At 67.6% G+C, this 25,655-nt stretch carries 22 protein-coding genes and 4 pseudogenes; 16 read left to right on the top strand and 10 right to left on the bottom strand.

Features of this window, described 5'->3' with window-relative positions; all coding sequences use genetic code 11:
* Positions 1-4: 4 nt before the first annotated feature.
* The 5 genes and pseudogenes from OG393_RS34830 to OG393_RS34850 form a co-directional block, all read right to left on the bottom strand.
* On the bottom strand, positions 5-1,246 hold the full coding sequence (locus tag OG393_RS34830) for an IS256 family transposase (protein ID WP_327379064.1): 1,242 nt from the start codon (positions 1,244-1,246) through the stop codon (positions 5-7).
* A gap of 145 nt (positions 1,247-1,391) precedes the next feature.
* A pseudogene (locus tag OG393_RS34835) lies at positions 1,392-1,712 on the bottom strand (group II intron reverse transcriptase/maturase); the annotation flags it as partial.
* A 612-nt stretch (positions 1,713-2,324) separates the two neighbouring features.
* Positions 2,325-2,438 (bottom strand): annotated as a pseudogene (locus OG393_RS34840) (IS701 family transposase); the annotation flags it as partial.
* Between the two features lie 190 nt (positions 2,439-2,628).
* Positions 2,629-3,735 (bottom strand): ParB/RepB/Spo0J family partition protein, encoded by a 1,107-nt coding sequence (locus OG393_RS34845; protein WP_327379065.1) that lies wholly within the window; start codon positions 3,733-3,735, stop codon positions 2,629-2,631.
* Positions 3,735-4,469, bottom strand: coding sequence for a ParA family protein (locus OG393_RS34850; protein WP_327379066.1), 735 nt, complete (start codon positions 4,467-4,469; stop codon positions 3,735-3,737). Before OG393_RS34850 ends, OG393_RS34845 begins: the two co-directional genes overlap by 1 nt.
* A 265-nt stretch (positions 4,470-4,734) precedes the next feature.
* Between OG393_RS34850 and OG393_RS34855 the strand changes: the two genes are divergently transcribed.
* The 3 genes from OG393_RS34855 (at position 4,735) to OG393_RS34865 (ending at position 7,313) form a co-directional block, all read left to right on the top strand.
* Complete coding sequence (locus OG393_RS34855) at positions 4,735-5,184, top strand: transposase (protein ID WP_327379067.1); 450 nt, start codon at positions 4,735-4,737, stop codon at positions 5,182-5,184.
* Positions 5,088-6,455, top strand: coding sequence for a transposase (locus OG393_RS34860; protein WP_327379068.1), 1,368 nt, complete (start codon positions 5,088-5,090; stop codon positions 6,453-6,455). Before OG393_RS34855 ends, OG393_RS34860 begins: the two co-directional genes overlap by 97 nt.
* Before the next feature lie 180 nt (positions 6,456-6,635).
* Complete coding sequence (locus OG393_RS34865; protein WP_327379069.1) at positions 6,636-7,313, top strand: DUF4344 domain-containing metallopeptidase; 678 nt, start codon at positions 6,636-6,638, stop codon at positions 7,311-7,313.
* On the opposite strand, the gene OG393_RS34870 is transcribed toward OG393_RS34865, so the two are convergent.
* Together OG393_RS34870 and OG393_RS34875 are read right to left on the bottom strand one after the other, a co-directional pair.
* Entirely contained in the window at positions 7,246-7,833 is a 588-nt protein-coding gene (locus OG393_RS34870; RefSeq protein WP_327379070.1) for a zeta toxin family protein, read from the bottom strand. The genes OG393_RS34865 and OG393_RS34870 overlap by 68 nt on opposite strands.
* Before the next feature lie 157 nt (positions 7,834-7,990).
* A complete protein-coding gene (locus OG393_RS34875; RefSeq protein WP_327379071.1) occupies positions 7,991-8,392 on the bottom strand; it encodes a DUF4357 domain-containing protein in 402 nt (133 codons plus the stop codon).
* Positions 8,393-9,668: 1,276 nt separating this feature from the next.
* Here OG393_RS34875 and OG393_RS34880 point away from each other — a divergent pair.
* Positions 9,669-9,782 (top strand): annotated as a pseudogene (locus OG393_RS34880) (MerR family transcriptional regulator); the annotation flags it as partial.
* Positions 9,783-9,799: 17 nt separating this feature from the next.
* Here the strand turns inward: OG393_RS34880 and OG393_RS34885 are convergent.
* A pseudogene (locus tag OG393_RS34885) lies at positions 9,800-10,785 on the bottom strand (IS5 family transposase).
* 387 nt (positions 10,786-11,172) lie between these two features.
* Between OG393_RS34885 and OG393_RS34895 the strand changes: the two are divergent.
* The 9 genes from OG393_RS34895 (at position 11,173) to OG393_RS34935 (ending at position 21,653) form a co-directional block, all read left to right on the top strand.
* Positions 11,173-12,744, top strand: a complete 1,572-nt coding sequence (locus tag OG393_RS34895) for a non-ribosomal peptide synthetase (protein ID WP_327379072.1) — start codon at positions 11,173-11,175, stop codon at positions 12,742-12,744.
* Positions 12,745-12,775: 31 nt separating this feature from the next.
* Positions 12,776-13,624, top strand: a complete 849-nt coding sequence (locus tag OG393_RS34900; protein WP_327379073.1) for a hypothetical protein — start codon at positions 12,776-12,778, stop codon at positions 13,622-13,624.
* Entirely contained in the window at positions 13,621-14,304 is a 684-nt protein-coding gene (locus tag OG393_RS34905) for a leucyl/phenylalanyl-tRNA--protein transferase (protein ID WP_327379074.1), read from the top strand. Before OG393_RS34900 ends, OG393_RS34905 begins: the two co-directional genes overlap by 4 nt.
* Positions 14,305-14,320: 16 nt before the next feature.
* A complete protein-coding gene (locus tag OG393_RS34910; protein WP_327379075.1) occupies positions 14,321-16,675 on the top strand; it encodes a beta-ketoacyl synthase N-terminal-like domain-containing protein in 2,355 nt (784 codons plus the stop codon).
* A 4-nt stretch (positions 16,676-16,679) separates the two neighbouring features.
* Positions 16,680-16,955: a PqqD family protein gene (locus tag OG393_RS34915; RefSeq protein ID WP_327379076.1), complete on the top strand. Its 276-nt coding sequence runs from the start codon at positions 16,680-16,682 to the stop codon at positions 16,953-16,955.
* Positions 16,952-17,923, top strand: coding sequence for an LLM class F420-dependent oxidoreductase (locus tag OG393_RS34920; RefSeq protein WP_327379077.1), 972 nt, complete (start codon positions 16,952-16,954; stop codon positions 17,921-17,923). Before OG393_RS34915 ends, OG393_RS34920 begins: the two co-directional genes overlap by 4 nt.
* The gene (locus tag OG393_RS34925) at positions 17,920-18,225 is read left to right on the top strand and encodes an acyl carrier protein (protein WP_327379078.1); all 306 of its coding nucleotides are present in this window, start codon (positions 17,920-17,922) and stop codon (positions 18,223-18,225) included. Before OG393_RS34920 ends, OG393_RS34925 begins: the two co-directional genes overlap by 4 nt.
* Before the next feature lie 817 nt (positions 18,226-19,042).
* Positions 19,043-19,876, top strand: coding sequence for a hypothetical protein (locus tag OG393_RS34930; protein WP_327379091.1), 834 nt, complete (start codon positions 19,043-19,045; stop codon positions 19,874-19,876).
* 271 nt (positions 19,877-20,147) lie between these two features.
* Positions 20,148-21,653, top strand: coding sequence for a bifunctional hydroxymethylpyrimidine kinase/phosphomethylpyrimidine kinase (locus OG393_RS34935; RefSeq protein ID WP_327379079.1), 1,506 nt, complete (start codon positions 20,148-20,150; stop codon positions 21,651-21,653).
* A gap of 136 nt (positions 21,654-21,789) precedes the next feature.
* Here OG393_RS34935 and OG393_RS34940 read toward each other — a convergent pair whose 3' ends face one another.
* A complete protein-coding gene (locus OG393_RS34940) occupies positions 21,790-22,056 on the bottom strand; it encodes a hypothetical protein (RefSeq protein WP_327379080.1) in 267 nt (88 codons plus the stop codon).
* A gap of 168 nt (positions 22,057-22,224) precedes the next feature.
* Here OG393_RS34940 and OG393_RS34945 point away from each other — a divergent pair, with 168 nt between their 5' ends.
* Complete coding sequence (locus OG393_RS34945; protein ID WP_327379090.1) at positions 22,225-22,659, top strand: hypothetical protein; 435 nt, start codon at positions 22,225-22,227, stop codon at positions 22,657-22,659.
* Here the strand turns inward: OG393_RS34945 and OG393_RS34950 are convergent.
* Entirely contained in the window at positions 22,607-23,791 is a 1,185-nt protein-coding gene (locus tag OG393_RS34950; RefSeq protein ID WP_327379081.1) for a transposase, read from the bottom strand. The genes OG393_RS34945 and OG393_RS34950 overlap by 53 nt on opposite strands.
* 246 nt (positions 23,792-24,037) lie before the next feature.
* Here OG393_RS34950 and OG393_RS34955 point away from each other — a divergent pair, with 246 nt between their 5' ends.
* Together OG393_RS34955 and OG393_RS34960 are read left to right on the top strand one after the other, a co-directional pair.
* A complete protein-coding gene (locus tag OG393_RS34955) occupies positions 24,038-24,460 on the top strand; it encodes a hypothetical protein (protein WP_327379082.1) in 423 nt (140 codons plus the stop codon).
* Positions 24,461-24,534: 74 nt separating this feature from the next.
* Positions 24,535-25,092: a hypothetical protein gene (locus tag OG393_RS34960; RefSeq protein ID WP_327379083.1), complete on the top strand. Its 558-nt coding sequence runs from the start codon at positions 24,535-24,537 to the stop codon at positions 25,090-25,092.
* Positions 25,093-25,655 lie beyond the last annotated feature (563 nt).

The raw sequence follows: 25,655 nt of genomic DNA on the forward strand, positions 1-25,655 counted from the left end.
CCGATCATTCGGCGGTCGTGTTGGTGGTGTTGGGTAGCGCGGGGGCGTTTTTGGGGAGCTTGGCGGGGTAGAGCTGGTCCATGCTTCCCTCGGGCAGGTAACGGCGGGGGAAGGCGATCCACTTGTCGTGCAGTTCGAAGAGCACGGCGGTGACCAGTCGCAGGAGCGCGTCGTCGTTGGGGAAGACCTGGACGACGTCGGTGCGGCGCTTGACCTCGCGGTTGATCCGTTCCAGCGGGTTCGTGGACTGGATCTTCTTCCAATGTCGCTCGGGGAAGGCGGCGAAGGCGGTCAGGTCGTCCTTGGCCTCCAGGAGCATCTCCTTGACCTTTGGGAACTGTTTGCCGAGCATGTCGGCGACGGTGTCGAGCTGGGCCCGGACCGCGTCGGCGGTGGGCTGGGCGAAGATCGTGCGGATCGTCGCGGCGGCCATCTCGCCCGCTTCCTTGTTGATCACGCTGAACACGTTGCGCAGGAAGTGAACCCTGCAGCGCTGGTAGGCGGCTCCGAGCATGACCTTGCGGATGGCCTTGACCAGTCCCAGGTGGTGGTCGCCGATGACGAGGCGGACCCCGCTCAGTCCGCGTTCGCGCAGGTGACGCAGGAACTCGGTCCAGAACACCTCGGTCTCGCTGTCGCCGACCATCACTCCCAGCACTTCCCGGCCGCCCTCCTCGGTGATGCCGGTGGCGATGACCACGGCCCGGGAGACGATCTGGTGCTCGACCCTCGCCTTGCAGTAGGTCGCATCCAGATAGACGTAGGGGAACCGGACATGGTCCAGGGGCCGGCTGCGGAACGCGGTCAGCTGACCGTCCAGGTCCTGGCAGATCCGCGAGACCTCGCTCTTGGAGACCCCGGTGTCCGCGCCGAGGGCCTTGACCAGGTCGTCGACCGACCGGGTCGACACGCCGTGGACGTAAGCCTCCATAATCACCGCGTATAACGCCTGGTCGATGCGACGGCGCCGTTCCAGAAGCGCGGGGAAGAAGCTCCCCGACCGCAGTTTGGGGATCGCGAGGTCCAGGTCGCCGGCCTGGGTGGTCAGCGTCTTGTCGCGGTGGCCGTTGCGGAGCGCGGTGCGCGTCTCGGTGTGCTCGTTCCATTCCGCGCCGATCCTCGCGGTGGCCTCGGCCTCGATCAGCTCCTGGAGCATCCGCTCGGCCACACCCCGAACGAGTTCTAGCCCGTCCCCCGAACGTAGTGACTCCAGCAACCGGAGTAGGTCATGCTGTGACAGGGCCACCCTGCACCTCCCGCGTTGAACTGCCCGTTCACTACGGAGAGTTGCACGGTGGCCCGCCCTCTGGCAGGGAGCGGAAGCCACGTCAGCACGCGCCCCCGGCGCACTCCCTCACCGTGATCGGCTACACCACGACAAGGGACGCCATCATCATCCGTTCACGCACGGGAAGCGGACGGAAAGTACGGTCCTTCAAGCCGGACCGCACCTCGCTGAGGAACCCCTCAACACCTTGCCCGTCCTCCACGGAGCGGGCGGTCTGCCCGTCCACTCCGGCCGAGCGAGCGCCCCTGTTCCTTCGCACCCGAGCCCACGCCACCAGCAGGAACGCGGGATCGGCAGCGAGATTGAACAGGTCATCGAACCGGTGATCACGATCGTCGGTCGCCCAACAGTGCAGCTTGGTCTGCATCTCCAGTACCCGGCGTTCGGCCTTGAGCAGCGCGAACTCCAGCGCGTCGGTATTCACCAGCGGCCTCCCGGCATTGCAGCATCCTCCCCGCCGGCTTGCTGGCCCCCTTCGCCATGCACGGAGCTTTCCTCCGCTCGGACTACTACGGGGCCTCCGTCCCACCTGCGGCCTTCAGCCGGCAACGGGCCTGCCCTCCCTCTCCGGACCGGATGCCCAGGAGCGAGGGCGACCGCAGGCGGTTCCCACGTTCACCATGTGCCGATCGGCCAGGTCGGCGTCCCGCTACTACCCCGGCAGCATCACCACGCCTACGCCGCAGACCTTCAACGTGGCCTCCCCACCGGCAGTTGGAGACCGGCTTCGGAGTTGACCGCCCCTACCGAAGCGAGCGGTCACGCACTGCACCCCGGGCCCATATCCGCCAGATTTGAGCCCGGTGACAAGACTTACGGGGCTTTACACGGGTTCCTCTTCGTACGCCTTCTGGCCTTGCTTGCCGAACCCGACGCGTCTGGCAGTACCGCGCCGTCCCGGCGTTGTCAGGGCTGCTTGCCATCCTCACCGGCGTTCCCCGGCCCGGACTGCCCTCAGCTTCTACCCGGCCGCTGCGACGGCCCGGCGGTAGAGGTCTCGCACCTCCACTCGGTCACATGGCGCCTCGTGGCGCACCCAACAGTTCTTTCGTGCTACCGGGGCGAGCAGTGCGCGCACGTAGTCCCGCATCCGGCGGCGGGGTTCGACGCGGCCGAAGCGGTGCCCGACGGCGGTGAAGAGGTGGTCCAGGTCGCGGTCCCAGGTCTCGGCCTGTTCGGTGATCACGACCTGAGGCTTCCCCGGCCGGGAGCGATCTCGTCGTCGTGGGCACTCCTTCGAGGGGCTGGCGGGCAGAAGCCGTCCGTGACCGACTCCTGCCCGCTACACTCCCACCCGCTCGACGTTTCCCCAGGTCAAGCCACGAAGTGCTGCTGGAGTACTAGGCGTCTCGGAGAAGGCCGGTGGCGACCTGCTGGAGGATAGCTGCGAGAGAGGCGCGAGCCTGTGGTGAGAGATCTCCCCGCATGTCTGTGATGACGGCCTCGACTCCAGTGCTGCGACGGAAGTAGCGGAGGATGAACTCACTTCGCTGGACGGGGTCGAGCCGTTCGAAGGCCATGTCCATGAGAGCCGCTCCGTCGTGCCATGGCACGGCAGTCGCAGTGTCTTCGGGACTGGTCTCATGTAGGCGCGGCTCGGGCACAACGAGGGTAGGGCGGGCCGGGACAGAGATGCCAGCGGCGGCTGTTTCCTCTGTGTTGTGGGCCTCGTTCAAAACCGGGTTTTGAACCGGCGGAGCCACCGGAGCGGCCGCGCGCTTCCGCGGGGCCTTCGGTGCCTGGGCCTTGCGCAGCTCCTCGGCAGCAATGGCCTTCTGCTGTTCCGGGTCCTGGATCTTGGCGATCTTCTCGGCCGTCTTCACCTTGAGCTGCTTTGTGTCGACGGCGTCCTGGAGCTCGGGCGGCAGGTTGAGCAGGGCCAAGCGGTTGGAGACGTACATCTGCGACTTGCCGATGCGCTCCGCGACCTTCTCCTGGGAGCCGTGGCGTTCGACCATCCGCTGCAGGAACTCGGCCTCCTTGTAGGGAGGGATGTTCTTGCGGTGGATGTTCTCAATGACGACGGCTTCGTCGAGCTTGTCGTCGTCTTCGTTGCCGAGGCGGTCGCGGACCCGGATCTCGAACTTCGTCCAGCCGAGCTGCTTGGCCGCGTGGAAGCGCCGGTTGCCGAGGATGACGACCCACTGCGCGTCGCCGAGAGCCTGGCCGTGCTCAGGCTTGACTAGGAGAAACGCTTCGCGGGACATGGCGACGGCCGGCTGGAGCTGTCCGACGGACTTCATCGACTCCTTAAGCTCGCGGAAGTCGGAGTCGTCGTTGCTGTAGTCGGCGTCGGTGCGCGGGTTCTCGGGGTTGCCGACCAGGGTGTGCATGTAGACGGTGGTCGGCGGTGCTTCTGCCTTGACCGGCTCGCCTGCAGTGGCTCGCTTGCTGCCGGGCTTGCCCGGCCCGTCGAGAAGGTCGGCCCAGGGCTTCTTCGTCGCCATCAGCGCGCACCCTTCTTGCCAGCGCCGAGCTCGAGGGCGAGCTGGTAAAAGTCCTCGCGGGCTTCCATCGCGACCCGGTTCTTCTTGTACTGGGTGACGACACTGCCTTCGAGAGCCGCCCGGGTGTGGACCTTGTAGTGGCGGACGACGGTGTTGGCCAGGTTCCAGCCCTGCGACCGGATGAAGTCCTTGGTCTGGTCAAGGTCGGCTTCGCCGTCGCGCGGGTCCCAGTTGTTGATGACGACGAGGTAGGGGATGCCGAGAGGCTTGACCACTTCCTCGATGGTGTCGCGGGTCGGCATGAACCCAAGAGGCTCGGGCTCGACGGGGACGATGATGTCGTCGGCGTTGGCCAGCACGGCGCGCATGGCGTCGGCGGCGGTGCTCTTGCCGAACGGGTCGCCAGCTTCTTCCTTCTCGTCGTCGGGGAGGTCCATCCAGCCCGGGGTGTCGATGAAGGCGTGCTTGATCTTGCGGGACTTCTTTAGAGCGGAGAAGAGCTCCAGGTCGTCCTTGGAGTTGATCTGCTCGAAGGAGAAGGGCAGCTCGTGGCCGACTCGTTCCGACCACCAGGTGGTGGAGCCCTGAGGGTCGGCGGAGACGGCTGCGACGTAGTGGGGGTCGCCCTCGGGGGGCGCGCCCAAGACGTGGGCGGTGATGGCCGCAGTGTTGACGGTGAGAGTCGACTTCCCGACTCCACCCTTGCGGTTGATGAGCGCGGTGATCCGTGCCATGGGTGGTACTCCTGATGCTCCGTATGCTTCCCAGCCGGACTGGCTGGTACTAGCGGACCGGGACAGGATGCCACGTATCGCCTCCCTGGGAAGGACCGAGGGTAGTCGTGTTTCAAAACCGGGTTTTGAACCGCCTGTGCCGGGGAGCCACCACTCCCCCGCTGGTGGACTCTGCTGCGCAATTCGCTGCGGGGGTGAGGGCGGGTCGGCGATGATCGTTTCTGAGGTCGCTTCTTCTGTTGTGCGGCCATGGAGGCGGTAGGACATGTCGATGCGGCCGGTGGGGCTGCCGGAGGTCCCGGAACAGACCGTGATGGTGGCCCGGGCGGCGTTCCCGAAGGGGAGCCTGGCGATACGGGTGCGGGACCGCCTCGCGGAGGTCTTCGTTGATGAGCCGTTCGCGGAGGCGTTCGGGGTGCGCGGGGCGCCGGGATTGTCGCCTGGGGTGTTGTCGCTGGTGACGGTGTTGCAGTTCGCGGAGGACCTGACGGACCGGCAGGCCGCGGCGATGGCGGTACGGGCGATCGACTGGAAGTACGCGCTCGGGGTGGAGTTGACGACATCGGCTTCGACGCCAGCGTGCTGTGCCGGTTCCGGGCACGGCTCGCGGACAACGGCATGGAACGGGTCGTCTTCGACCGGCTCCTTCAGCACTGCAAGGACGCCGGGCTGGTGGTGGCCGGGGGTAAGCAGCGAACCGACTCGACCCATGTGATCAGCGCGGTGCGGGACCTGAACCGCCTGGAGTTGGCCGGCGAGAGTGTGCGGGCGGCTCTGGAGGCCCTCGCGGTCGCGGCCCCGGCCTGGTTGGCCGGGCAGATCGACGTGACGGAGTTCGCCGAGCGGTACGGGCCCAGGATCGACGGCTGGAAGATGCCTTCCTCGCAGGCCAAGCGCGATCGCCTCGCCCAGGTCTTCGGCCAGGACGCCCTCGCCTTGTGCCAGGCCGCCTGGGCTGCTGACGCCCCGGTGTGGGTCCGTGAGATCGAGGCCGTGGCCCTGCTGCGGCAGGTCCTGGTGCAGACCTACATCATCCGCAGCGATGCCCGGGGACGGCAGGTGATCAAGAAGCGGGACGCCGACGACGGCGTCCCGCCCGGTCAACTCCGCCTGGTCTCCCCCTACGACGCGGACGCACGCTGGGCGGCCAAGGGCGACGATCTCTTCTGGTGCGGCTACAAGATCCATCTCACGGAAACCTGCACCACACCCCCCGACACCGACACCGACACCGACGCGGACGCCGGGACAGGGGTGATGCCGAACCTGATCACCGATGTGCACACCACCGACGCGACGGTGCCGGACGTGAAGGTGACCGCGCCGATCCAGCACAAGCTCGCCGAGCACGGGGTCAAGCCCGGCGAGCACTACCTCGACTCCGGCTACCCGTCGGCCGACCTGATCACCAAAGCCATGAAGCAGGGCGTCCACATGGTCACCCCGGTCCTCCTGGACCGCTCCGCGCAGGCCAAGGCCGCCGCCGGCTTCGACAAGACCGCCTTCACCATCAACTGGAAGACCCGCCAGGTCCGCTGCCCCGCCGGCCAGACCAGCTCCCACTGGAACCCCGTCAAGCAGCATGGCAAGGACGCCATCGTGATCACCTTCAGCGTCCTGACCTGCCGCGAGTGCCCCTTCCAGCAGCAGTGCACCGCCTCGAAACTCGGACGGCGCATGCTCACCCCGCGGCCCGAGGAACTCCACGAGAACCTCGCCCGGGCCCGCGCCGAACAGAAGAGCGAGACCTGGAAGAACAAGTACGCCCTCCGCGCCGGCGTCGCGGGCACCATCAACCAGGCCCTCGACATCACCGGCATCCGCCAGGCCCGCTACCGCGGCCTGCCGAAAGTCCGCCTCCAACACGCCTTCTCCGCCACCGCACTCAACATCGTCAGACTCGACGCCCACTGGACCACCGGCCCCCTCGACCGCACCCGCCGCAGCAGCAGACTCGAACGGCTCAGCTACCGACTCTCCGCCTGAACGAATTGCGCAGCAGAGTCCAGGGTGGGCGCGGGGACACAGACGGGCTGGGCCGGACTGGCGTGCTGGTCCCGCACGCGGCTGGGGGTGGTGGCGACGGTGGTGCTGGTTGCCGCCGGTGGGTCCGCATGCCAGAACGCCGGGGCGTCCGGGACTCCTGATGCTCAGGACTCGGTCATCATGACCCGATACGAGGAGGCGACGGGCTCCGATCGGGAGGACGCTGCTTTCCTGCGCGAACGGAGGCTGACGGAGGAGGCCGCTGTGGCGGTTGCCGACTTGGTCACGGTGGACCGGCCGATACCTCTCGTCGTCCGGTCCTGTGACGGTGCGGGGTCCTCGTACGATCCGGAGGCGCGTCGTATGGAGATCTGTTACGAGGAAGTCTCCGAAGTACGGGACCTTTTCCGGCAGGACGGGAACCAACGGGCCGATGACGAAGTCGCGGCAGTGCTCCTGGAAACAATCTTCCATGAAACCGCCCACGCCCTCATCGACGTCCTCGATCTGCGGGTGCCGGGAAGGGAGGAGGACTTTGCCGACCAGTTCGCCGCCCTGATGCTGCTGGACAAGGGCGCTGTCGGCGAACTGCGGCTACGTGCAGCGGCAGAGGCGTGGCGCCTCTTGGCGGAGATAACCGAGGACGCCGACGACAGCGGCGAGGATGAGCACTCCCCGGATCGCGAGCGTTCCGTCAACGAACTCTGCTACGTCTATGGTTCCGCTCCCGGCCGTCACCGGGACCTTGTCAGCCCGGATGCTCTCCCTGTCGGCCGTGCGGAAGGCTGCGTCAGGGAGTGGGCCACCGTACGCGGCACCTGGTTGAATGCGCTGGGACCTGCGCTGCGCGAGGGGTGAGAAGTCCGTCCCGCGGGACCCATGCGGTCGCTCCGCCCGAATCCCGCGGGTGCGGCTGCCGGAGGCTACCGCTGGGGGCGTACGCGGGTGCCGCGCGGCTTGCCGTGTGGGCTAGGCGCAGGTACCGGTCCAGCACACCGAGCTGGGAAACAGCCTCCGGCACGGCCAGGGCCACCACCTCGACCCGGCAGCCGGCCGCGCGGTAGACGGCGAGCGTTGCCAGCCACCCGGCCGGATTGGCCAGGGCCTCCTCCGCCACCACGTCGAACCGGCGGCCGCGGGGGTGGGCTTCGACCTCGGCCTGCCAGCGGTAGGTCTCCGGCCGCACCCGCACACCGGCCGTCCGCACGTCCTCGGCCAAGAAGGTGCTGTAGTGCGGGTGCGGGGCCTTGTAACCGTCCCCCCCCCGCACCGCACCGCCCCGCTGGCCGAGGGCGGCGTGCACGAGGTCCATCACCAGCGTCTTGCCGCTGCCGGCCTGCCCGGCCACGAACACCACCACCGGGTGCTCCTGCGCCACCGCGCCCGCGGTCAGCTACGGCACGATCACCTCGGCGAGCAGCTCGCCGTACTTCTCCACCAACGTCTCCCGGCCGCGTTCCCGCTCTTGTGTCCCATCAGGTGTTGCCGTTGTGGCCCTGCGACGTCGTCCGCAGGGCCACAACGGCCGGGGCCGCCTACTCGGCGTCCAGCTTCTGGCGCAGCTGGTCCAGGGTGGATCCGTCGGGCGCGTGCCACAGGGTCCATCCGTTGATGACGTTGCCGGTGACCGCCTCGGCGGCCTTGGAGGGGGAGGGGAAGGGCGAGGGGTGGCCGTCGACGATGAGCTGGCCGTCGGCGGTGACGACCGCGCGGCCCGACCGGTTGGCACGGCGCTGGTGGAAGGTGAGGACGGTGTCCGGCTCGAGGAGTCCGGCCTGCATCAGGGCGGCGAGCGGCCCGTGCGGGACGACGGGCGCGGCTGTTGCGCTGTCGGATCCTCCACCGAGGGACAGGGTGACGTGGATGGTGTCGTCGCCGCTCGCGCTCGTGAGCCGGGCGATGACGGCGGGGTCGAAGTGGATGCTGAGCGTGGCCATGCGTTCTCCTGCCATCGGTGGCCCCAGGGACCCTTTTCGCTGACTTCCGCTTCGATCTTAAGCGACACAAGCAGCTTGAATCAACTCTAATTTTCAGTGGTTCAGCAGAACTTCGGGGCGTGGCTCGGGAGTGGAGATGCCACCCCGCCCTCGGCCGCCAGCCGCCACCCCGGCGTGGCCGCGGCCGCGGTTCCGGCCGGGCCGGTGGAGACACAGGAGACCGCATCGGCCGGCTACCGCCTGACTCTCGAAGCGCACCTCGCCGCCGTCGACCCCTCCCATCAGCGTCCCGCTGCGGTCGACGACGGCGACTCCCCCCGCATCCCCGCCCCTGCTCGGCCTTCGCCGACCACCGCACCCAGGCCCGCGAGGCCGCCTCCGCCGTCCAGGATGCCGCCATCCGCCGCGCCCGCGCCGAACGCGCCGGGTAGGCCGGTGCGGGCGCGGCTAACCCGGTGCAACCGCCCTGCGTCGACACCCGCGTCACTGTTCGAAGTTGATTATCTCGTCGCTGGACACGCGGAAATCTATATTGGCCGCAGTAGACATTGGGCAGTGGCGTGGCTATGGTTTCTCACGTAGCCCAGAAGGACAGCAGGGCCTGGCAGAGACGAACTGCCGGCAAGCAGCACCAGCAGTACAGGTAGTTGCAGTTCGCAGGACGGTGCGGCGGTGAAGTTTCGAAGCCAGGGTTGTTGCAGGACGGCGACGGGACTGACGGCCGGACCGGGTGGCCCGCAGTGATCAGGGGCCGCCGGAAGCGGGACCGCGGTCACGGCAGATGCGGTACCCGCGAGTGCAGTACGCAGTACCCGCAGTGAAGTAGTGAGCAGTACCCCCGGTGAAGGCGTCGGCTGCGGACGCGCGCACCGGGAAGTTCGGCAGTGGGGTTCCAAGCCAGAGCAGACGCAGGACGGGCGACGGGGCTGGCTGCCGAAGAGCGACGCTGTCACAGGTCGTTCAGCAGTTCGCATCACCAGCAGTACGCATTACCCCGTATTAGGTAGTTGATTACCGAGGGAAGAACGGAGGAACGAAGCACCATCAGGATCGCCCGGACGGAAGTCTCGAGTCCGGGTACCGCAGGACATCGATAGTGAGGTGGTCTCCGGTCAAGCAACCGCGATCCCCGCACGCCCGACAGCAACTGGGTCGGGCAGGCGGACACAGAAGGCCGGCGCGGTATCAGGGTCGGCACGTGGTGTAGAAGTTCCTTCGGGGCCCTGGTGCCGGTACGGCACCAGGGCCCCTCCACGCGTTCCAGAGAGAGGTGCAGATGACAGCAGACGACTCGTACGGCCGACTTGACGACGACGACTACCCCGCCTACACGATGGGCCGGGCCGCCGAAATGCTCGGCACCACCCCCGCCTTCCTGCGGGCCCTAGGTCCTGTCTGAAGTTCGGATCATGAGGGCGGTGTGATGCTGCGGAGCCAGAGCATCGCACCGCACAGGTGCAGTCCGGCTTCGTAGCTGGTTGGGGTCTTGTCGTAGCGGGTGGCGATGCCCCGCCAGTTTCGGAGACGGTTGATGCACCGCTCGACGGTGTTTCTCTCCTTGTAGAGCGCGGAGTCGTGGCTGACGGGGCGGCCTCCCTTGCGGCCTTTCTTCTTCCGGTTGGCGGCCTGGTCCTTCTTCTCCGGGATGACGGCCTTGATGTTGCGTTTGCGCAGGTGAGCACGGTTGCTGCGGGACGAGTACGCCTTGTCGCCGGCTATGGCGTCCGGCCGGGTCCTCGGGCGCCCGACCGGCCCGCGGACCTTCACCTTCTCCAGCACCGGGACGAACTGCGGACTGTCACCGCACTGCCCGGGCGTGAGCACGAACGCCAGCGGACGGCAGCGCCGGTCAGCCGCCAGATGAATCTTGCTGGTCAGCCCACCCCTCGAACGCCCCAGGTCAGCGGCGGTCAAGCGGATCCGGTACCGTCGGCGAACCCGGCGTCGCTCCTCGCGGGCGGGGTCCTCTTCCTGCCGGTCTTGCGGCTGTTGTCCTTCCACCAAACCCCCTTTTCGGCCTCGACAGCCGCCTCCAGGGCTGCCAGCTGCTCCGGATCCAGGATCATCCCGGCGGCATGGTGGTGTGCCCGTGCTGTCGCCGAGTCCACGCTGACCAGCCCCAGGTCGACCTGGTCGCGGGCGGCAGCTTCCGCGATCACCATCTCCATCAGATTCTGGAAGATGCCCTGCTTCGCCCAGACCTGGAAGCGGTCGTAGGAACTCTGCCAGGGGCCGAACTCCTCCGGCAGGTCGCGCCACGGGCTGCCGGTCCGAAAGCGCCACATCGCCGCGTTGAAGTATTTCCGCAGGTCGGGGATAGGCCCGACCGCGGCGATCGGGAGATGGGGCTCAATCAGGGACCACTGCTCGTCGGTGAGATCGCCTCGCGCCATGGCCACTTGACTACCAAGGACACCCCGTCGCGCGCAGGCGATCCCACACATTCATGATCTGGACTTCAGACAGGACCTAGACGTACTTGTGCACGCCACGCCGGATCTGCATGTCCGTCAGCAACACGCACCGGCGCCCCACTTGGCTGAGCCAGGACGAGCTGGTGGGCGTGAGGTGCGTGTGGAAGCGCGGGTGTGCAAAGCAGCCACTTTTTTTTCTGGATGGATGAAACGTTTCGGCGAACCATCCGTAAAAAGCAGCATCCATGCCTAGCCGCATGTGCACCCGCGACGTGGTCGCTACAAGCGACTTGCTCACCACAGCACCCCCGCGGCATGGCCCCAACGCACCAATAGCCCAGCCAGCCTGATCGGATTGGAGCAGAGGTGGCAACGAGGTACAGATGGCGCCATGGTGACATCGTCGCGCGCGCGGAAGAACTGGCTGCCGAGATCCATGCGACCGGCGGCGAGGAGCGCAGGGTGGTGGCTTTGGAGTGCGGTCGCGGACTGCCCTCGGTCGTTGCTCTGACGGCGGCGCTGCTGGCCGGACAGCTTCCGCTCCTAGGCTCCGGGGCCGACCCGGCTGGTCGGCGGGAGCGCCTGCGGGAGGTCGCGGGCGCGGCCCTCGTCGTCTCTACGTCTCCCGATGGCGAGCCCCTGGTCGCTCCCTGCGACGCGGCAGCCGCCGCCGTGGCTCCCTGGCCGCAGGCCGTGTACCTGGCAGTGACGTCGGGCACCATCGGCGAGCCCAAGGTCGCCCCCGTCAGCCGAGGGGTATTCGATTCTTACGTACGCGACATCCAGGACGCGTACGCGCTGACGGCGGAGGATCGCGTGCTGCAATTCGCACCGCCCGGGTTCGACGTCTTCGTGGAAGAGGTCATCCCGACCTTCCGTGCCGGGGCGACACTCGTGGTGCCCCCGTGGGAGCACGCGCCCACGGGGGAGCAGTTCCTCGGCTTCCTCGACGCCGAGGCCGTCACCGTGGTCAACTTGCCGGGCTCCTACTGGATGGGCCTGGCCGAGTACCTGCGCTCGTCCGGGCGCGGTCTGCCCGCGTCGGTCCGCCTCGTCGTCGTCGGCAGCGAGCCCTGGGCTCGCACTCTGGCCGAGTGGGCGCGCGGGCGCTTTCCTGAGGTGAAGATGCTGAACGCTTACGGCACTTCCGAGGTAGCGCCGACCTGTTTCATTTTCGACTGCGAGGACCTGCCCAAGGCGTGCGCGTCCGTCGGCATCATCCCCATCGGCGGTCCACTGCCCTTCGTGCGCCATGAGGTCGTCCCGCAGCCCGACTCGCCGCACGGCCGCCTGCACCTTGCTGGGCAACCGCACTTCGGATCGGCGCAGTCCGCAATCGACAGCGGCGACCTCGCCTCCCATGGCGCAGATGGGTTCGTCTATGTGCACGGACGCGCTGACCTCACCCGGTTGAAGCGCGGTGGTGTGACCGTGAACGCCGAGTCGCTCGCCGGAGCGGCGCGCGAGTGCTATGGAGTGCTGGGCGCGCTCGCACGATTGGACCGGAAGTCCGGCGCGCTCGTTCTCACCGTGCAGTCTACGGGAACCCCCGACACGGTGGCTCGGTTGGTCAGCGACCACCTGCGGACCGTCCTGCCACCTGCCTGGCTACCCGACCGCATCCAGGTTGCCTCGGGCCTGGCACAGGTCGCAGGCACCAAGTTGAGCACTGTCAGCGTCGAAGTGGAGCTGGAGTCCCTGGTCCGGGCCGCGTGGTCACGCCGTACCGCCTCCCACGCTGTCGATCCGCAGGCGGACTTCTTCGACACAGGCGGTGACTCGATCGGCGCGGTCCGGCTGTGCGCACAGCTCTCGGATGCCCTCGCGGAACGGGTGCCCGTCCAGCTGATTTTCGCCAACTCCCGGTTCGCCGATTTCGTGGAAGCGGTCGGCGCGCTGCTGCGAAGCCGTAGCGACCGCCCGGAAGGCCGCGCGTAAACCATTCCCGGAAATCTTGGAGAGCAGTCCCATGCCGATACCGAACGGCTTCACACCGTCCATCACTGTCCTGTCTGACCAGCCGGCGGTCTTCACGCCGCCCGACCTCACGCTCACCGGTCTGCTGGGCCGGTTCCCGGGCCTTGCCGCAGCTGAGGCCATCTGCCTGACCGGCTCCACTGCAGCCGGATGGGCCAACCCCTTCAGCGACGTGGATGTCTACGCCTTCGCTGACACGGTGCCCGATCTCCCGGTCGACGACACCATGGAGATGTGGCAGACCGCAGACCGCAGCGGTCTGACCTGCCAGCACTGGATGGGACGCTACGGCGACTCGCGCATCGACCTCAAGATCTGGCCGACGGCCGCCCCGCGCCTGGCGCTCTCCCCCTATCTCACCGATGAGGAGCCGGAGTTCTTCGAGTCCAGCGAGACGGTGAAGGACTTCGTCTACCGCGCGTCGATCGCCCTGCCCCTCAAGGGAGAGGAGTTCTTCACCACCACGAGCAAACTGATCGCATCCTCGTCCTACCAGCGGGCGCTGGGGCGGCTGAAGAAGTCAGTAGCGGAGAACCGGCTCACCGACGTGGCTGGCATGCTCCAGACCGGTGACTGGATGAGCGCGCGGCTGGCCGCTTTGGCCGCGGCGGAGAGCGTCGCTGACTGTGCCATGATCATGGAGGGATCCCTCTGCCACAACCCCAAGTGGCTGCTGCGCCGCATCCAGGAGACTCCGTCGTCCGGGCTGACTGTCCAGGACTACCGCGCCGAAGTTCTGGAAGGGCCGCGACCGGACGAGTCCGAGGCCGAGTGCGCCCTGCGCATCGCGCACTGGGTCCGCCGCACCATCATCGCCGTCGAGCGGACAGTTCTCGGATGAGCGGCAACGCACCGGACATGCCCTCCGTACTCCCGCCACTCGAAGCGGTCATCGCCGGCTACCTCAGCGGCCACGTCCCGTATGGCCTCGCTGACGAGATCGTCTGGCGGGTTCCCACCCCCCGCTTCCACCTCGACCTGGCGTACGCGCGCTTCCCCCGCGACGTGTGGAGCCGCACGTCCCGGCGCGGTTGGACCGTGCGGGTCAACAGCGATTTCCCGCAAGTGGTCCGGCACTGTGCGGACACCCCGCGGGCGGACTCCACCCCGTGGCTCACTCCCCGTCTCATTGCCCTTTACGCCGCCCTGCACGCTGCTGGCCTGGCCTGCTCGTTCGAGGTCTGGGACGGCGCGGAACTCGTGGCTGGTGAGTTCGGCGTAGTTGCCAGCGGCGTGTACTTCTGTGAGAGCAAGTTCCATCGGGCGAGCGGCGCGGGCAACCTCTCCACCGGAGCCGCGGTACTCACTCTGGCCGACGCGGGTTTCTCCGTGTACGACGCCCAGTACGGCCCCGACTACCTCCAGCGCTACTCAACCCACGGCCTCAAGCCCTTCGATGCGGACTACTTCCGGACCGCCCTAGCGCGCGCCGCGGCGAAACGCTTCCAACACTTCTGCGCAGGCGGCGGACACATGGGGTTCGAAACACCGGTCCTGCCCCGATACTGCCCGTTCCGATAATGAGGATGTCCACGTCATGAACAACGGTGCAGAACCTGAGGTGAATTCGGTCGCCGTTATCGGGATGGCCTGCCGCTTTCCCGGAGCCGACGACCCGGGTGCGTTCTGGCGCAACCTGGTCGGCGGAGTTGAGTCGATCACTCGCGGCCCGGACAGCGGAACGTACATCCGTGCGGTCGGCAAGGTGCCCGGGACCGAGTTCTTCGACGCCGACTTCTTCCGCATACCACCGGTCGAGGCGACGGCTATGGACCCGCAGACCCGAGTTCTGCTCGAACTCTCGGCTACGGCACTGGAAGACGCCGGCTACCTGGGCGAGCGCAAGTACGTGGTGGGCGTCTTCGCCGGGTCCGGTGAGAACACCTACTACAAGGAGCACGTCGCACCTGACGACGAGTTCTGCGAAAATCTCGGGGAACTGCGATTGGCGCTCGCCAACGAGAAGGACTTCCTAGCCCCGCGAATCGCGTTCAAGCTGGGTCTTGCGGGCCCGAGCGTGAGTGTTCAGGCGAGCTGTGCCACTGGCCTGACGGCGGTGACGCTAGCCTGCCAAGCCATCACGGCCGGTGACTGCGACCTCGCGATCGCCGGCGGCGTCAGCCTCCTACTGCCCGAGACGGACGGCTACCAGTACACCAAGGGTGGCATCAACTCCGTGGACGGACGGTGTCGCGCCTTCGACCAACTGGCCTCCGGCCCGATCCCCGCGTCCGGCGCCGGCGCGGTGGTCCTCAAGCGCGACGCGCTCGCACGCGCCGACGGCGACCACCGGTACGCCGTCGTCCGGGGCTGGGCGATTAACAGCGACGGAGGTTCCCGGGCAGGTTTCACCGTACCCAACGTCGCAGGCCAAGAAGCCGTCATACGGCGCGCGATGCAGCGCGCGGGCATCCGTCCGCGCGACGTCTCCTACATCGAGGCCCACGGCACGGGGACGCCGCTCGGTGACCCGGTGGAGATCGAGGCGCTCAGCCGGGTCTTCTCGTCCGACGACCGCGGTCCGGGAGCCTGCGCAATCGGCTCGGTGAAGACCAACATCGGCCACACCGACGCAGCGGCCGGGATCGCTGGCCTGATCAAGGCGGTCCTCGCCGTCCGGACCGGGACCATCCCGGCCACCCTGCACTTCACCGAGCCGAACCCGGCAATCGACTTTGTCGGCACTCCGTTCGCCGTGAACGTCACCGCGAGGCCGTGGCCAGAGAACGAGGCCGGACGGATCGCCGGAGTGAGTTCCTTCGGACTCGGCGGGACCAACGCACACGTCGTGGTCGCAGAGGCGTTCGAGCCAGAGTTGGGTGCCACGCGGCGCCTGCGGCACCTGCTGGTGCTCTCCGCGCGGGACGACGAGTCCCTCGGGCGAGCCAAGGTCCGGCTCGCCGATTGGTTCGATGACACCGCCGACCGATCGGAGCGGTATCTCGCCGACGCCGCCTACACCACGGCCGTCGCACGGACGCCTTACGCCGCTCGCTGGGCCGGGGCGTTCGGCACGGCCGAGGAAGCGGTTACAGCATTGCGGGAACCGCACTCGCCCGCTGCCCGCAGCACGCGCCTGTCGCTGGCGGTACGGGGCCGCCCCGATGACTTGGTCGCCCTAGCCCAGCAGGAAGTGGCCGCTGAGCCGCTCGCACGGACCGCGCTCGACGAGTACGCCGAAGCCCTGGGGCTCGCGGCGGCAGACGACGTGTTCCGGCAGCTGCCCGCGCACGCAGCGGCCACTGTGGCCGTCCTGGTGTGCCTGCGCGCGCTGCACCTCGCCGGTGTACGGCTCGCCCGAGTGGACGCACCTGCGTGGGCGGCGCCGGCCGTCCACTGGATGCTCGCGGAGCGGCCCCTGGACGAGCTGCCCGCAGTGGTGGAGACCTGCCCGACCGACACGGCGGAGCAGCTGCAGGTGCCGGCTCCTGACTCCCTCGTGATCGGCCCTGACTACCACCTCGCGGGCGCCGTCGCCCACGCCTGGGCCCGGGGCGCCGCCGTCAACTGGACCCAGTACTACGGCGCGGAGCCGCGCAGGCGGGTGCCGCTGCCGACCTACCCCTTCGCCCGGCAGCGCTACTGGTTGGAAAAGAAGCCCCGCCGCACGTACACGCCAGAGGTGGCGGATACACCCGACAGCCGGTCGTCGAAGACCGTTGCCGACATTGTCGAAGCGGCCTGGCGCGGTGTGTTCGGGCTGGAAACGGTCGATCGGCACGCAGACTTCTTCGAGTTGGGCGGGGACTCCCTCACCTCCGTCGAGATAGGTGCGCGGCTCAACGAGGAGCTGGGCCTCTCGCTGCCGCTGGACCTGTCGTTCGAAGCCCCCACGATCGCGGCGATGATCGAGTTCATCGAGTCCTTCGAAAACACCACCCGTCAGGAGTAGGCGCATGAAGCCCAATCACGAAGAGGTTCTCGTCCGTGCCCTGGACGTCACCGTGCGGCGCGGTGAAGAGGAGGGTCTGCTTCTGGAGACGCTCGTTGGCCGCTACCTCCTCAACTCTGACGCGCGGGCGGTCTGGCAGCAGATCGACGGGCGCCGTTCGGTGCGGGAGGTCGCTGAGTCGGTGGCCGCGGCGCAGGGCGAACCGGTGAACGACCTGCACGAGCCGGTTGAAGCCATCTGCACGAGTCTGCTGGGTTTGCGGCTGGTGGAACGCTGGTGAGCAATGCACCGTTCACGAAGGTCGGATTCCAGTTCGCGAGCTTCGCGTTCCCCGGTGTGCCAGACAGTCAGCTGTTCGGCCATGTCGTCGCCGTGGCGCAGACCGCTGAGCAGTCAGGCTTCGACAGCCTGTGGGTGATGGACCACCTCCATCAGATTGCCACGGTCGGCGATCGCACGGACCCGATACTCGAGGCGTATACGACGCTCGCGGGCATGGCAGCCTCGACGGCGAGCGCACGGCTGGGGGTCCTGGTCTCCGCGGTCGGATTCCGCAATCCGGCGCTGCTGGCGAAGACGGTGACCACCATCGACGTGATCAGCAAGGGCCGGGCAGTCCTCGGCCTCGGCGCCGGCTGGCACGGCGAGGAGTACGAGGCGTATGGCCTACCGTTCCCGCCGCTGCCCCAGCGGATGCGGGAGCTGCGCGAAGCCGTCCAGATCTGCCGGGCGATGTTCACACAGCACGCGCCGTCCTTTCGGGGCGAGCACTTCCACGTCGACGACGTGATTAACGTGCCTCAGCCGATCGCTCCGGGCGGGCCGCCGATCCTGATCGGCGGAAGCGGCGAGCAGGCGACGATCCCGATGATCGCCCGTCTCGCCGACGGCTGTAACTTCTTCGGCGGCCCAGCGACCGTGCGGCACAAGGTCAACGTGCTCCGCAGGGCCTGCGACGCGGTCGGCCGCGACCCCGCCGACATCACCAAGACATGGCTGGGCACGGCACTGATCGCGGACTCGGAGCAGGAACTGCACCGAGGCATGGAAGACCTCGGCCGGCTGCTCGGAGTAAGGCCCGCCGCGGTCCGGGCACTCGCCCTGTGCGGCACACCCGACGAGGTGACGGAACAGGTGCACACCTATCGCGAGTGCGGTGTCGACGCGGTGATCGTCAACATGGACGACGCCCATGATCTCGATCGGGTCGCGCGCGCTGGCTCGGTGCTCGCGGAGGCCATGCGATGACTCGATTCGACGAGACGATATCGATGGTCGCGGACGCATTCGCCGAAACGCTCGGGACCACCGACATTGACAGCGAGACCGGGTTCTTCGACCTAGGCGCCGATTCAACAACGATTGTCCGCTTTGCCTTCCGTCTACGGAAACACTGGCCAGACCTGCGGACCGTGGACGTCTTCTCCCACCCGACGGTGGCCGAGCTGTCCGCCTACCTCACGATGGCCTCCCCCGAGTCCCCTGGCAAACCCCTCATCAGGAGCTCACCAGCCGACAGCAGGGCAGACCTCCGGGCGGACGAGCGATGACGCCGGGTCTGCCGCCGCCGGGACTCGTGGTACTGAGTCGTCCGACGACCGCGGACACGCGCTGGGGGTCACCGCCCCGGCCACGACAGATGGGCCCGGACCCGCGGGTGCACCTGCTCGTCGTCCCGCACTCCTGCGGTGGCCCGACCACCTCCTTGCGCTTGGTGCGCGGTTCGCCGGAAGACGTCGAAGCGCTCTGCCTCACCCCGCCCGGGCACGAGCGCCGCTTCACGGAGCAGCCCCGGGCGAGCCTGGACGACACGACGACGAGCCTTGCGGCGCTCTCCCGTCCGGGGTCGCCGACGGTCGTGCTCGGCCACAGCCTCTGCGCCGCTAACGGCCCGCATCTCGCACACGAGTTGGGCACGCCGTGCGCGGGCCCGTCGGGGGAGGGCGAGGCGGGACAACGTTGTCCATTTCCGCAGGTAGATCGGCTTCCCCCGAGGGGTGCCGTAGTGGATGTGCGGCTTGCCGAAATCCGCAGGGACGTGGGGAGAACCTTGCTCCCCGGCCTGCCCGAACACACCAACCTGCTCGGTATGAAGTGAGTCGCATTATGACGAGCACCACACTGCCCCGCCCACGACTTTCCGCCGGCGGGCCCTCGTCCCTCACAGCGGTCGCGCAGAGGCATGAGCCGGCTCCACCGGCCTCGGAAGTGCCGCCCGTGTCCGACCAGTCGGATGGTCCGTCCGTGCCCGACGAGCCGCTGAAGCGAACCGGAGTACCAGTGGACATAGTGGACGACACGTCCGCCTGTGGAGCGCCGAAGACCGCCGGGACACCATCCCCGGCCCCGGCCCCGGAAGGACTGTTCGTGTCGTTTCTCGGTGTGGACGGGATCGGGAAGACGACCCTCTCGCGCGAGGTCGGCTCGTACCTTGAGTCCCAGGGGTTCACCGTGCGGCATGTGGCCTGGCGCCCACTTCTGTCCGGCGAAGGTCGGCAGTGGCCAGGCGACGCTCTCCAGGAGCTCTGGGTCGAAGCGTTCCGGCTGCTGTTCGCCGGAGGCCAGCGCGCCGGCGAGCCGCTGCGGATGCCACGGGATTACCGGAGTTGGTCCGAGGCGGGCTGGGAGAACAGCCTGAAGGACTCCCACGTCACCGGTGTTCGGCCGGTCGGCCCATTGGCCGCGGCGCTGGTCGAGCTGGCGGCCAATCTGGTCGTCGCCGCAGAGCAGATCCAGCCGGCGCTCGCCCGGGGTGAGGTGGTTCTCCAGGAATCGTTCCCCTTCAAGCACGTGATCAAGGAGGTGCTCATCTCGCGGCGGATCACCACCGACCGTTCGTCCTGGTCGCAGACCGCCCGGCTGATGCGGACGTTCTTCAAGGACATCTTCAATGCATTCCCGCTACGACCACACGTCGGCGTCCTCGTCCACGGCCCAGTTGACCTCGCCTACCGGTGGCGCATGGCGCAGAGCGGCAGCCTGGGTGTCCTGGAGGACTACGGCGCGGCCGGGGAGAAAGGTGAGGCGGCCTTCACCCGCCTTCAGCGGGAGACGGCGGACATCTTCCACCGGGCCGCCCGGGACTGGGACTGGCTCGTGCACCGGGTCGACGACGGCGGTCTGCACGCCAACCTGGCTCGCGGTCTCGACCTCGTGCTGAGCCACCCGGAGGTCGCACGCTTCACGGCGCCGCACCGGTGAGCGCCGGAGCGCCCACCGGGTCCGGGCTGCGCATGATCGCGATGTGGGAGGGCCTACCGCCCTCCCGACGCCTCTGCGGGATCCCTGATTCGGTCGTCTTCGGCAGCGGTCGGCCCGGACGGCGAGTGGTCCGCGTACCGAACGACCGGAGAACCCCTGAACCGCCACCAACCCCCTGCCACAACATCGTGGACGTTCGTGACACCCACGGAAAGGCGTAACTGTGACGCTCCCAGAAGGACTTCGGCCCCGTGGTCTGCGGCCTCCCCGGGTGCTCTCCATTGCTGGCACCGACCCCACCGGCGGGGCGGGGATCCAGGCCGACATTAAGAGCATCGCCGCCTCTGGCGGATACGCGATGGCGGTGGTGACCTCCCTCGTCGCCCAGAACACCCGCGGAGTGCGGTCGGTGCACACGCCGCCCACCGCGTTCCTGGCGGAGCAACTCGCCGCGGTCGGCGACGACGTGCGCATCGACGCGGTCAAGATCGGCATGCTCGGCACCGCGCCGGTCGCCCGCGAAGTCCGGCGCTGGCTGGATCGGGTGCGCCCGCCCGTCGTCGTCCTCGACCCCGTCATGGTCGCCACCAGCGGTGACCGCCTGCTCGACCGGGAGGCCGAGGACGAAGTGACGGCCCTGCTGGGTATGGCCTCGCTCGTCACGCCCAACGTACCGGAGCTGGCCGTGCTCACCGGCCTGCCGCCCGCCGTCACCTGGGAAGACGTCATCGCTCAGGCCCTGCAGGTGTCGCAGCGTCACGGCGTCACCGTGCTCGCCAAGGGCGGCCATCTCGATGGCGACGTGGTCCTCGACGCTTTCGTTGACGCTGCTGGCGGTCTGAAGGGGGGCCGCACCCGCGTCGACTTCCCGGGCCCGCGCATTGACACCACCACCACGCACGGCACCGGCTGCTCGCTATCGGCGGCGCTCGCGACCACTTACGCGCGGTTCGGCGACTGGGAGCACGCGCTCGGCGAGACGAAACGCTGGCTCACGGAGAGCATCCGGCACGGTGCCGAACTGAAGGTGGGCGCTGGCAACGGCCCGATTAGCCACTTCGCGGGACTGTGGAGCCGGGGTGGCCTCGAAACGCGCCCCACCGCCCCTGAGATCGAAACGGAGTGGTGGAAGCACGTCGCCGACCTCCGTGCCGAGATCGGCGAACTCCCCTTTCTCAAAGCACTGCGGAACGGCACCCTCGATCCCGGCGCCTTCGCGCGGTACCTCGCCCAGGACGCCTTGTATCTGCGAGAGAACGCCCGGCTGCTCGCCGAGGCTGGCTCCCTCGCGCCCACGACGGATACTCAGGTGTTCTGGGGCGACTCCGCCAGGGCCGCCATCACCAGCGAACTGGTGGCCCACCTCTCGCGTCTGGCACCGGCCGCCGATGTGCCCGCCGACGCGACGACCACCGCCTACCTCAACCACCTCGCCAGAGCCGCCCGCAGTGGATACGCGGTGCTGGTGGCCGCCCTCCTGCCGTGCTTCTGGATCTACCAGGACCTCGGCCGGGAACTGCATCTCCTTGCCCGGCCGGAGCATCCCTACCGTTCCTGGCTGGAGTCCTACGCCGATGACGAGTTCGCCGTCATGACCCGCCGCGCGATCGACATCGTCACTGCCGCGGCCGCTGAGGCGGACGACGCGACCAGGCACGCCATGCGCACCGTCTTCCGGGAGTCCGCCCGCCATGAGCGGGACTTCTTCGCCGCGCCTCTCGCCCCGGAGCCTACCTGGACGCAGGCCCCCGGCCATGCCATCCCGGCCGCGCGATGACGCGCCGGGTCGTGTGGGGCTCGGTAGCTCGTCGGCTCACCAGGGAACGGAGGTGGCTGTGACGGTGCCCTCAGCCGCACATGCGGCAGCGCGGGTACTGGCTGCCCGGTCAGGTCGCCGTAGCAGATCCGCACGGTCACCGGCTCCCAGTCGCGCGCCCCTCGGTTCTCCCAGTACGTCCGTGCCGCCGGGGCAGACCGAACACCACCCTCACTACGCACTGCGCGGCTTCCTGGCTGCGGCCTTCTTCGCCGTTGTCTTCTTGGCGGCCGCCTTCATCCCGGGTGGTCTTCTTGGCCGCGGTCTTCTTCGCGGTCCGCTTCTTCGGCATCTCGTGCACGGTCGCAGGCTCACCGCGGCGCTCCTTGGCCTGCGCGACCGAGGCACTAACCTCGCGCTTCACGAGGCGGGCTGTCCATCTGGTGATCATGAACGCAGAAAGTGCCTCTGACGCGCAATGCCGGTGAGTTAGAAGCCGTATCTCAACCGAACGTGATCGCTTGATTTCTGCTGGTCAGGCATGGTGTAGCTCCGAATGAGGGAGGGAGAGGAAGTCGCCCGGTTGGCTGGGGTGTTGGAGGCCGCCGAGATCGAGTTGGACCGGCGGGTGATCGCGCGGGAGGAACTGGTCGAGGCCCTGGCCGTGTCCGCGGCCGAGACGACTGCCGTGACCGAGGCGGAGCAGGAAATCGTGCCCTCGCCCGCGCCGGTGCCGGGGTCGATCGTGCCGCCTTGGCGCGAAGGCTTGCCGGTGACGGTGCTGGCGCCGGACTACCAGCGGATCCTGGGCGTGCTCGATGAGCGGCAGCCGGCGGGCCAGGGATCGCTCAAGGCCAGGGAGATCGCGGTGGGGCTGGGCCTTCAGACGACGTCGGCGAAGGTCGAGGGGGTGCGCTCGAAGGCCAGGCGCCTGGCGGAGCGCGGGTGGCTCGTGCAGGAGGCGTCGGGGGCCTTCAGTGCCGGCCGGCGGCCCGTGGCCGTGCCAGGCGACGGCTCATCCGCGTGACCATCGACCACCGGATCATCGCCTCGCTGCTGGCCGGCAACGTCTTGTAGTCCCGGGCCAGTCGGCGCGAATGCATCAGCCACGCGAACGTGCGTTCTGCCACCCAGCGCCTGGGCAGCACCACGAATCCCGTCATGTCGTCGGTGCGCTTGACGATCTCCAAAGTCAGGGCGAGTTTGTCCCGGCACCAGTCGACGAGGCCGCCGGTGTAGCCGCCGTCGGCCCAGACCAGGCAGATGTCACGGTGCAGGCGGCGCAGCCGGGTCAGCAGGCCCGTCGCAGCATCCCGGTCGCCGATGTTCGCGGCAGTCACCGCGACGACCAGGAGCAGGCCGAGGCAGTCGGTCACGATGTGCCGCTGAGGTGCCGACGCCGGGCTTTGCCGCTTGCGACGTCGGCGTAGTTCGCGCTGGGCCTGAGCGCGGGCGCATTCGCGGGAGCAGTACTTGATCCCGCTGGTGCGGTGCTGGCCGTACTCGGCACGACCGCGCTGGCGGACGAAGGGGCGGCAGCAGGTCTCATTGGCGCACTGGCGTACGGTCGCGCCTTCGGCCATGTGGTTGTAGAGCTGGAGGAAGGCCACGGAGTAGATGGTGGGGTGGCGTTCGGCGAGACTGCCGATGCCCACGCTGAAGGGGCGCAGGGCTTCCTGCATCGCGGTTTTCAGCTGGTTGAGCCGCGTCCACAGGAGGAATTCACGCAGCACGTCGAGGGTTTGAGGCCATCCGTCGTCCCGGTGGGCATTGTCGGCCTTCAGCTGAGCGAGCCGGGCTTCGGTGACTTCGGGTTCGATGAGCTCGTCGAGACCTCCTTCGCGGCAGCAGGCGAGCCACGTCGTGACGGCTGTCTGGACCTCCCGGATGTAGATCCTGAGGAGGTCGCGGTGCATACCGAAACCCCCGGTCTCCTCGTTCTCCCGTTCCGCGAGCTCGCGGAGTTCGAGCTCTTCGTCCTCGCCCCAGTTGGCATGGTCGAGCCCCGTGCCGAAGCCGCAGAACATGCCGTAGGTGCCGATCCAGTCGGCCAGGGTAGGCAAATCGTCCGGGTCCAGATCCAGCAGTTCACGCAGGTAGAAGTCGTCGGGCAGGGCGGTCATCTCCTGGACGGCGAACGGGTCCTGCACGTCCCACATGATCCAGTCACCCTCCACGCGGACTCCCGCAACGGGCGTCAGTGGTGGCGTTGGCACCGGCGTTCCGGGCCACAGCGTGGGACGAAAACGTGGGTCAACGTATGCCGCCATGACAGCATCCTACCCCTTACGGTGGTAGCACGAAGCACCATGGCTTCGTACCACGCAGGTCCGGGAATTCAAGGGGGAGTAATGCCGAACTGGGAGGCCCGAAAAGCAGCAGGAGACCGCCACGAAACACGTGTCATGCAAGCTCTTCGGGACCGCGGATGGACCGTGCAGGCCTGCGGCCAGGGCACCTACCCCGCCCCGATCCAGGACGCGCTGCGCCGCACCCGCTCCGCCCTGCGGCAGTTCCCCGACCTGATCGCCGCCCGCGGCGGTGAGCTCGTCACCATCGACGCCAAAGACCGCATGCCCAGCACTCACAGCAACCGCTACGCGATCAGCGCCACCGCCGTGAACGCCGGCCTACTCTTCACTGCCACTCATGCGCCTACACCGCTGTACTACGTCCTGGGCGACATGCGAGTCCTCACGCCGGCTGAGGTTCTCCACTACACCGTTCACGCTCTGCGTCACCGAAGCGGTGCCTACCACCTTGTCAGCACCCGATGGGCCCACTCCTTCGACCAGGTCTTCGGTCAAGCTGCAACACAGGTTGTCTGACAAATTCGGCCTCACAAGGCCTGCCGTACGGAGACAACCGGATATCCGTTGGACACCGTCACTATCGTAAGAGCATGACTTGGTCCTTGGGCTACTTACCTCCCCGCGAGCCGGAGTTGCTCGATGCTCTGTTTCTCTCGGCTGGACGGTCGCTCCATCTAGCTAACGCGTTCGAGAAGAAGTGCCGCTGGATGGTTCGATGCATCAACCTGATTGAAATGCACGAGAGTGGCGTTGAGTTCGTCATGGATGGTGACCTGATTACCAACCTTCCACCTGACAAAATGCTTGCAAACACGCTGAACCACCTGACTGGCAAAATATCGAGTTCCGACGAAATCATGGCCGTGCTACGGCAGGCCACAAAAGCGAGAAACTTCATTGCTCACGAAGGCGCCAGTGTCGGTAATGTTAGCGCGGCGGGAGAAAAAGAAATTCTCGCGCATGCTCGCCGCCTGCGTTCCGCAGTTCTAGAACTGGCAGATGGCGATAACATCGTCTCCCAATGGGGCTTTCACTTCGAAGAACCGCGCCAATCTCCACCCAAAGAGCTGATCGACTCTTACCCTCAGTTGATCGACCAGTGGGTATTCGGGCACTTCGGAGATCTCCTCGATGAAGAGTTGGTGTAGCCAGTTACTGCAACTGTCTGAGGATTGATGAGCCGTCAGCCTCATCCGAGTGGTTTGGGGGTGCCCCGCATTTCCGCCAACGGTACATGCTGCATCAATTTGAGGCAGCATGTACACTCTGGAACCCACGCGAATGAGCGCCCCACCCTCATAGCCAGCCCGGCCCGCGCCAGCGGGCCTCAACAGCTCTGGAGGCGCAGCCGGAAGGACCGTCAGGCGGGGGAGCGCAGCGGACCCGCCGGCCAGGCTGGAGCGGAACGGAGACCTGATAGTGGGACATGGTCCCACTGGTCCGGGAGCGCAGCGGACGGACCGTCACTCTGCTTGCGCAGCAAGCAGAGTGTGCGGGTGGCGCAGCCACCCGCTAGCGCTCACGCGGAGCGGGAGCGCAACACCCGCGCGCAGCGCGGGTGTTCGCTTGCATATCGCGCAGCGATATGGTACGTTTTTTTTCGATGTACTTCGTTCGGTCGGCGCTCAGGCCCATGGTGTTTAACCTTCGGATTCTATCGTGTTTCCCTAGTTTTCGCATTTATCGGCGAGAACGCTTTCCGCGTTTTCAT

Source organism: Streptomyces sp. NBC_01216 (genome assembly GCF_035994945.1).
Lineage (GTDB): Bacteria > Actinomycetota > Actinomycetes > Streptomycetales > Streptomycetaceae > Streptomyces.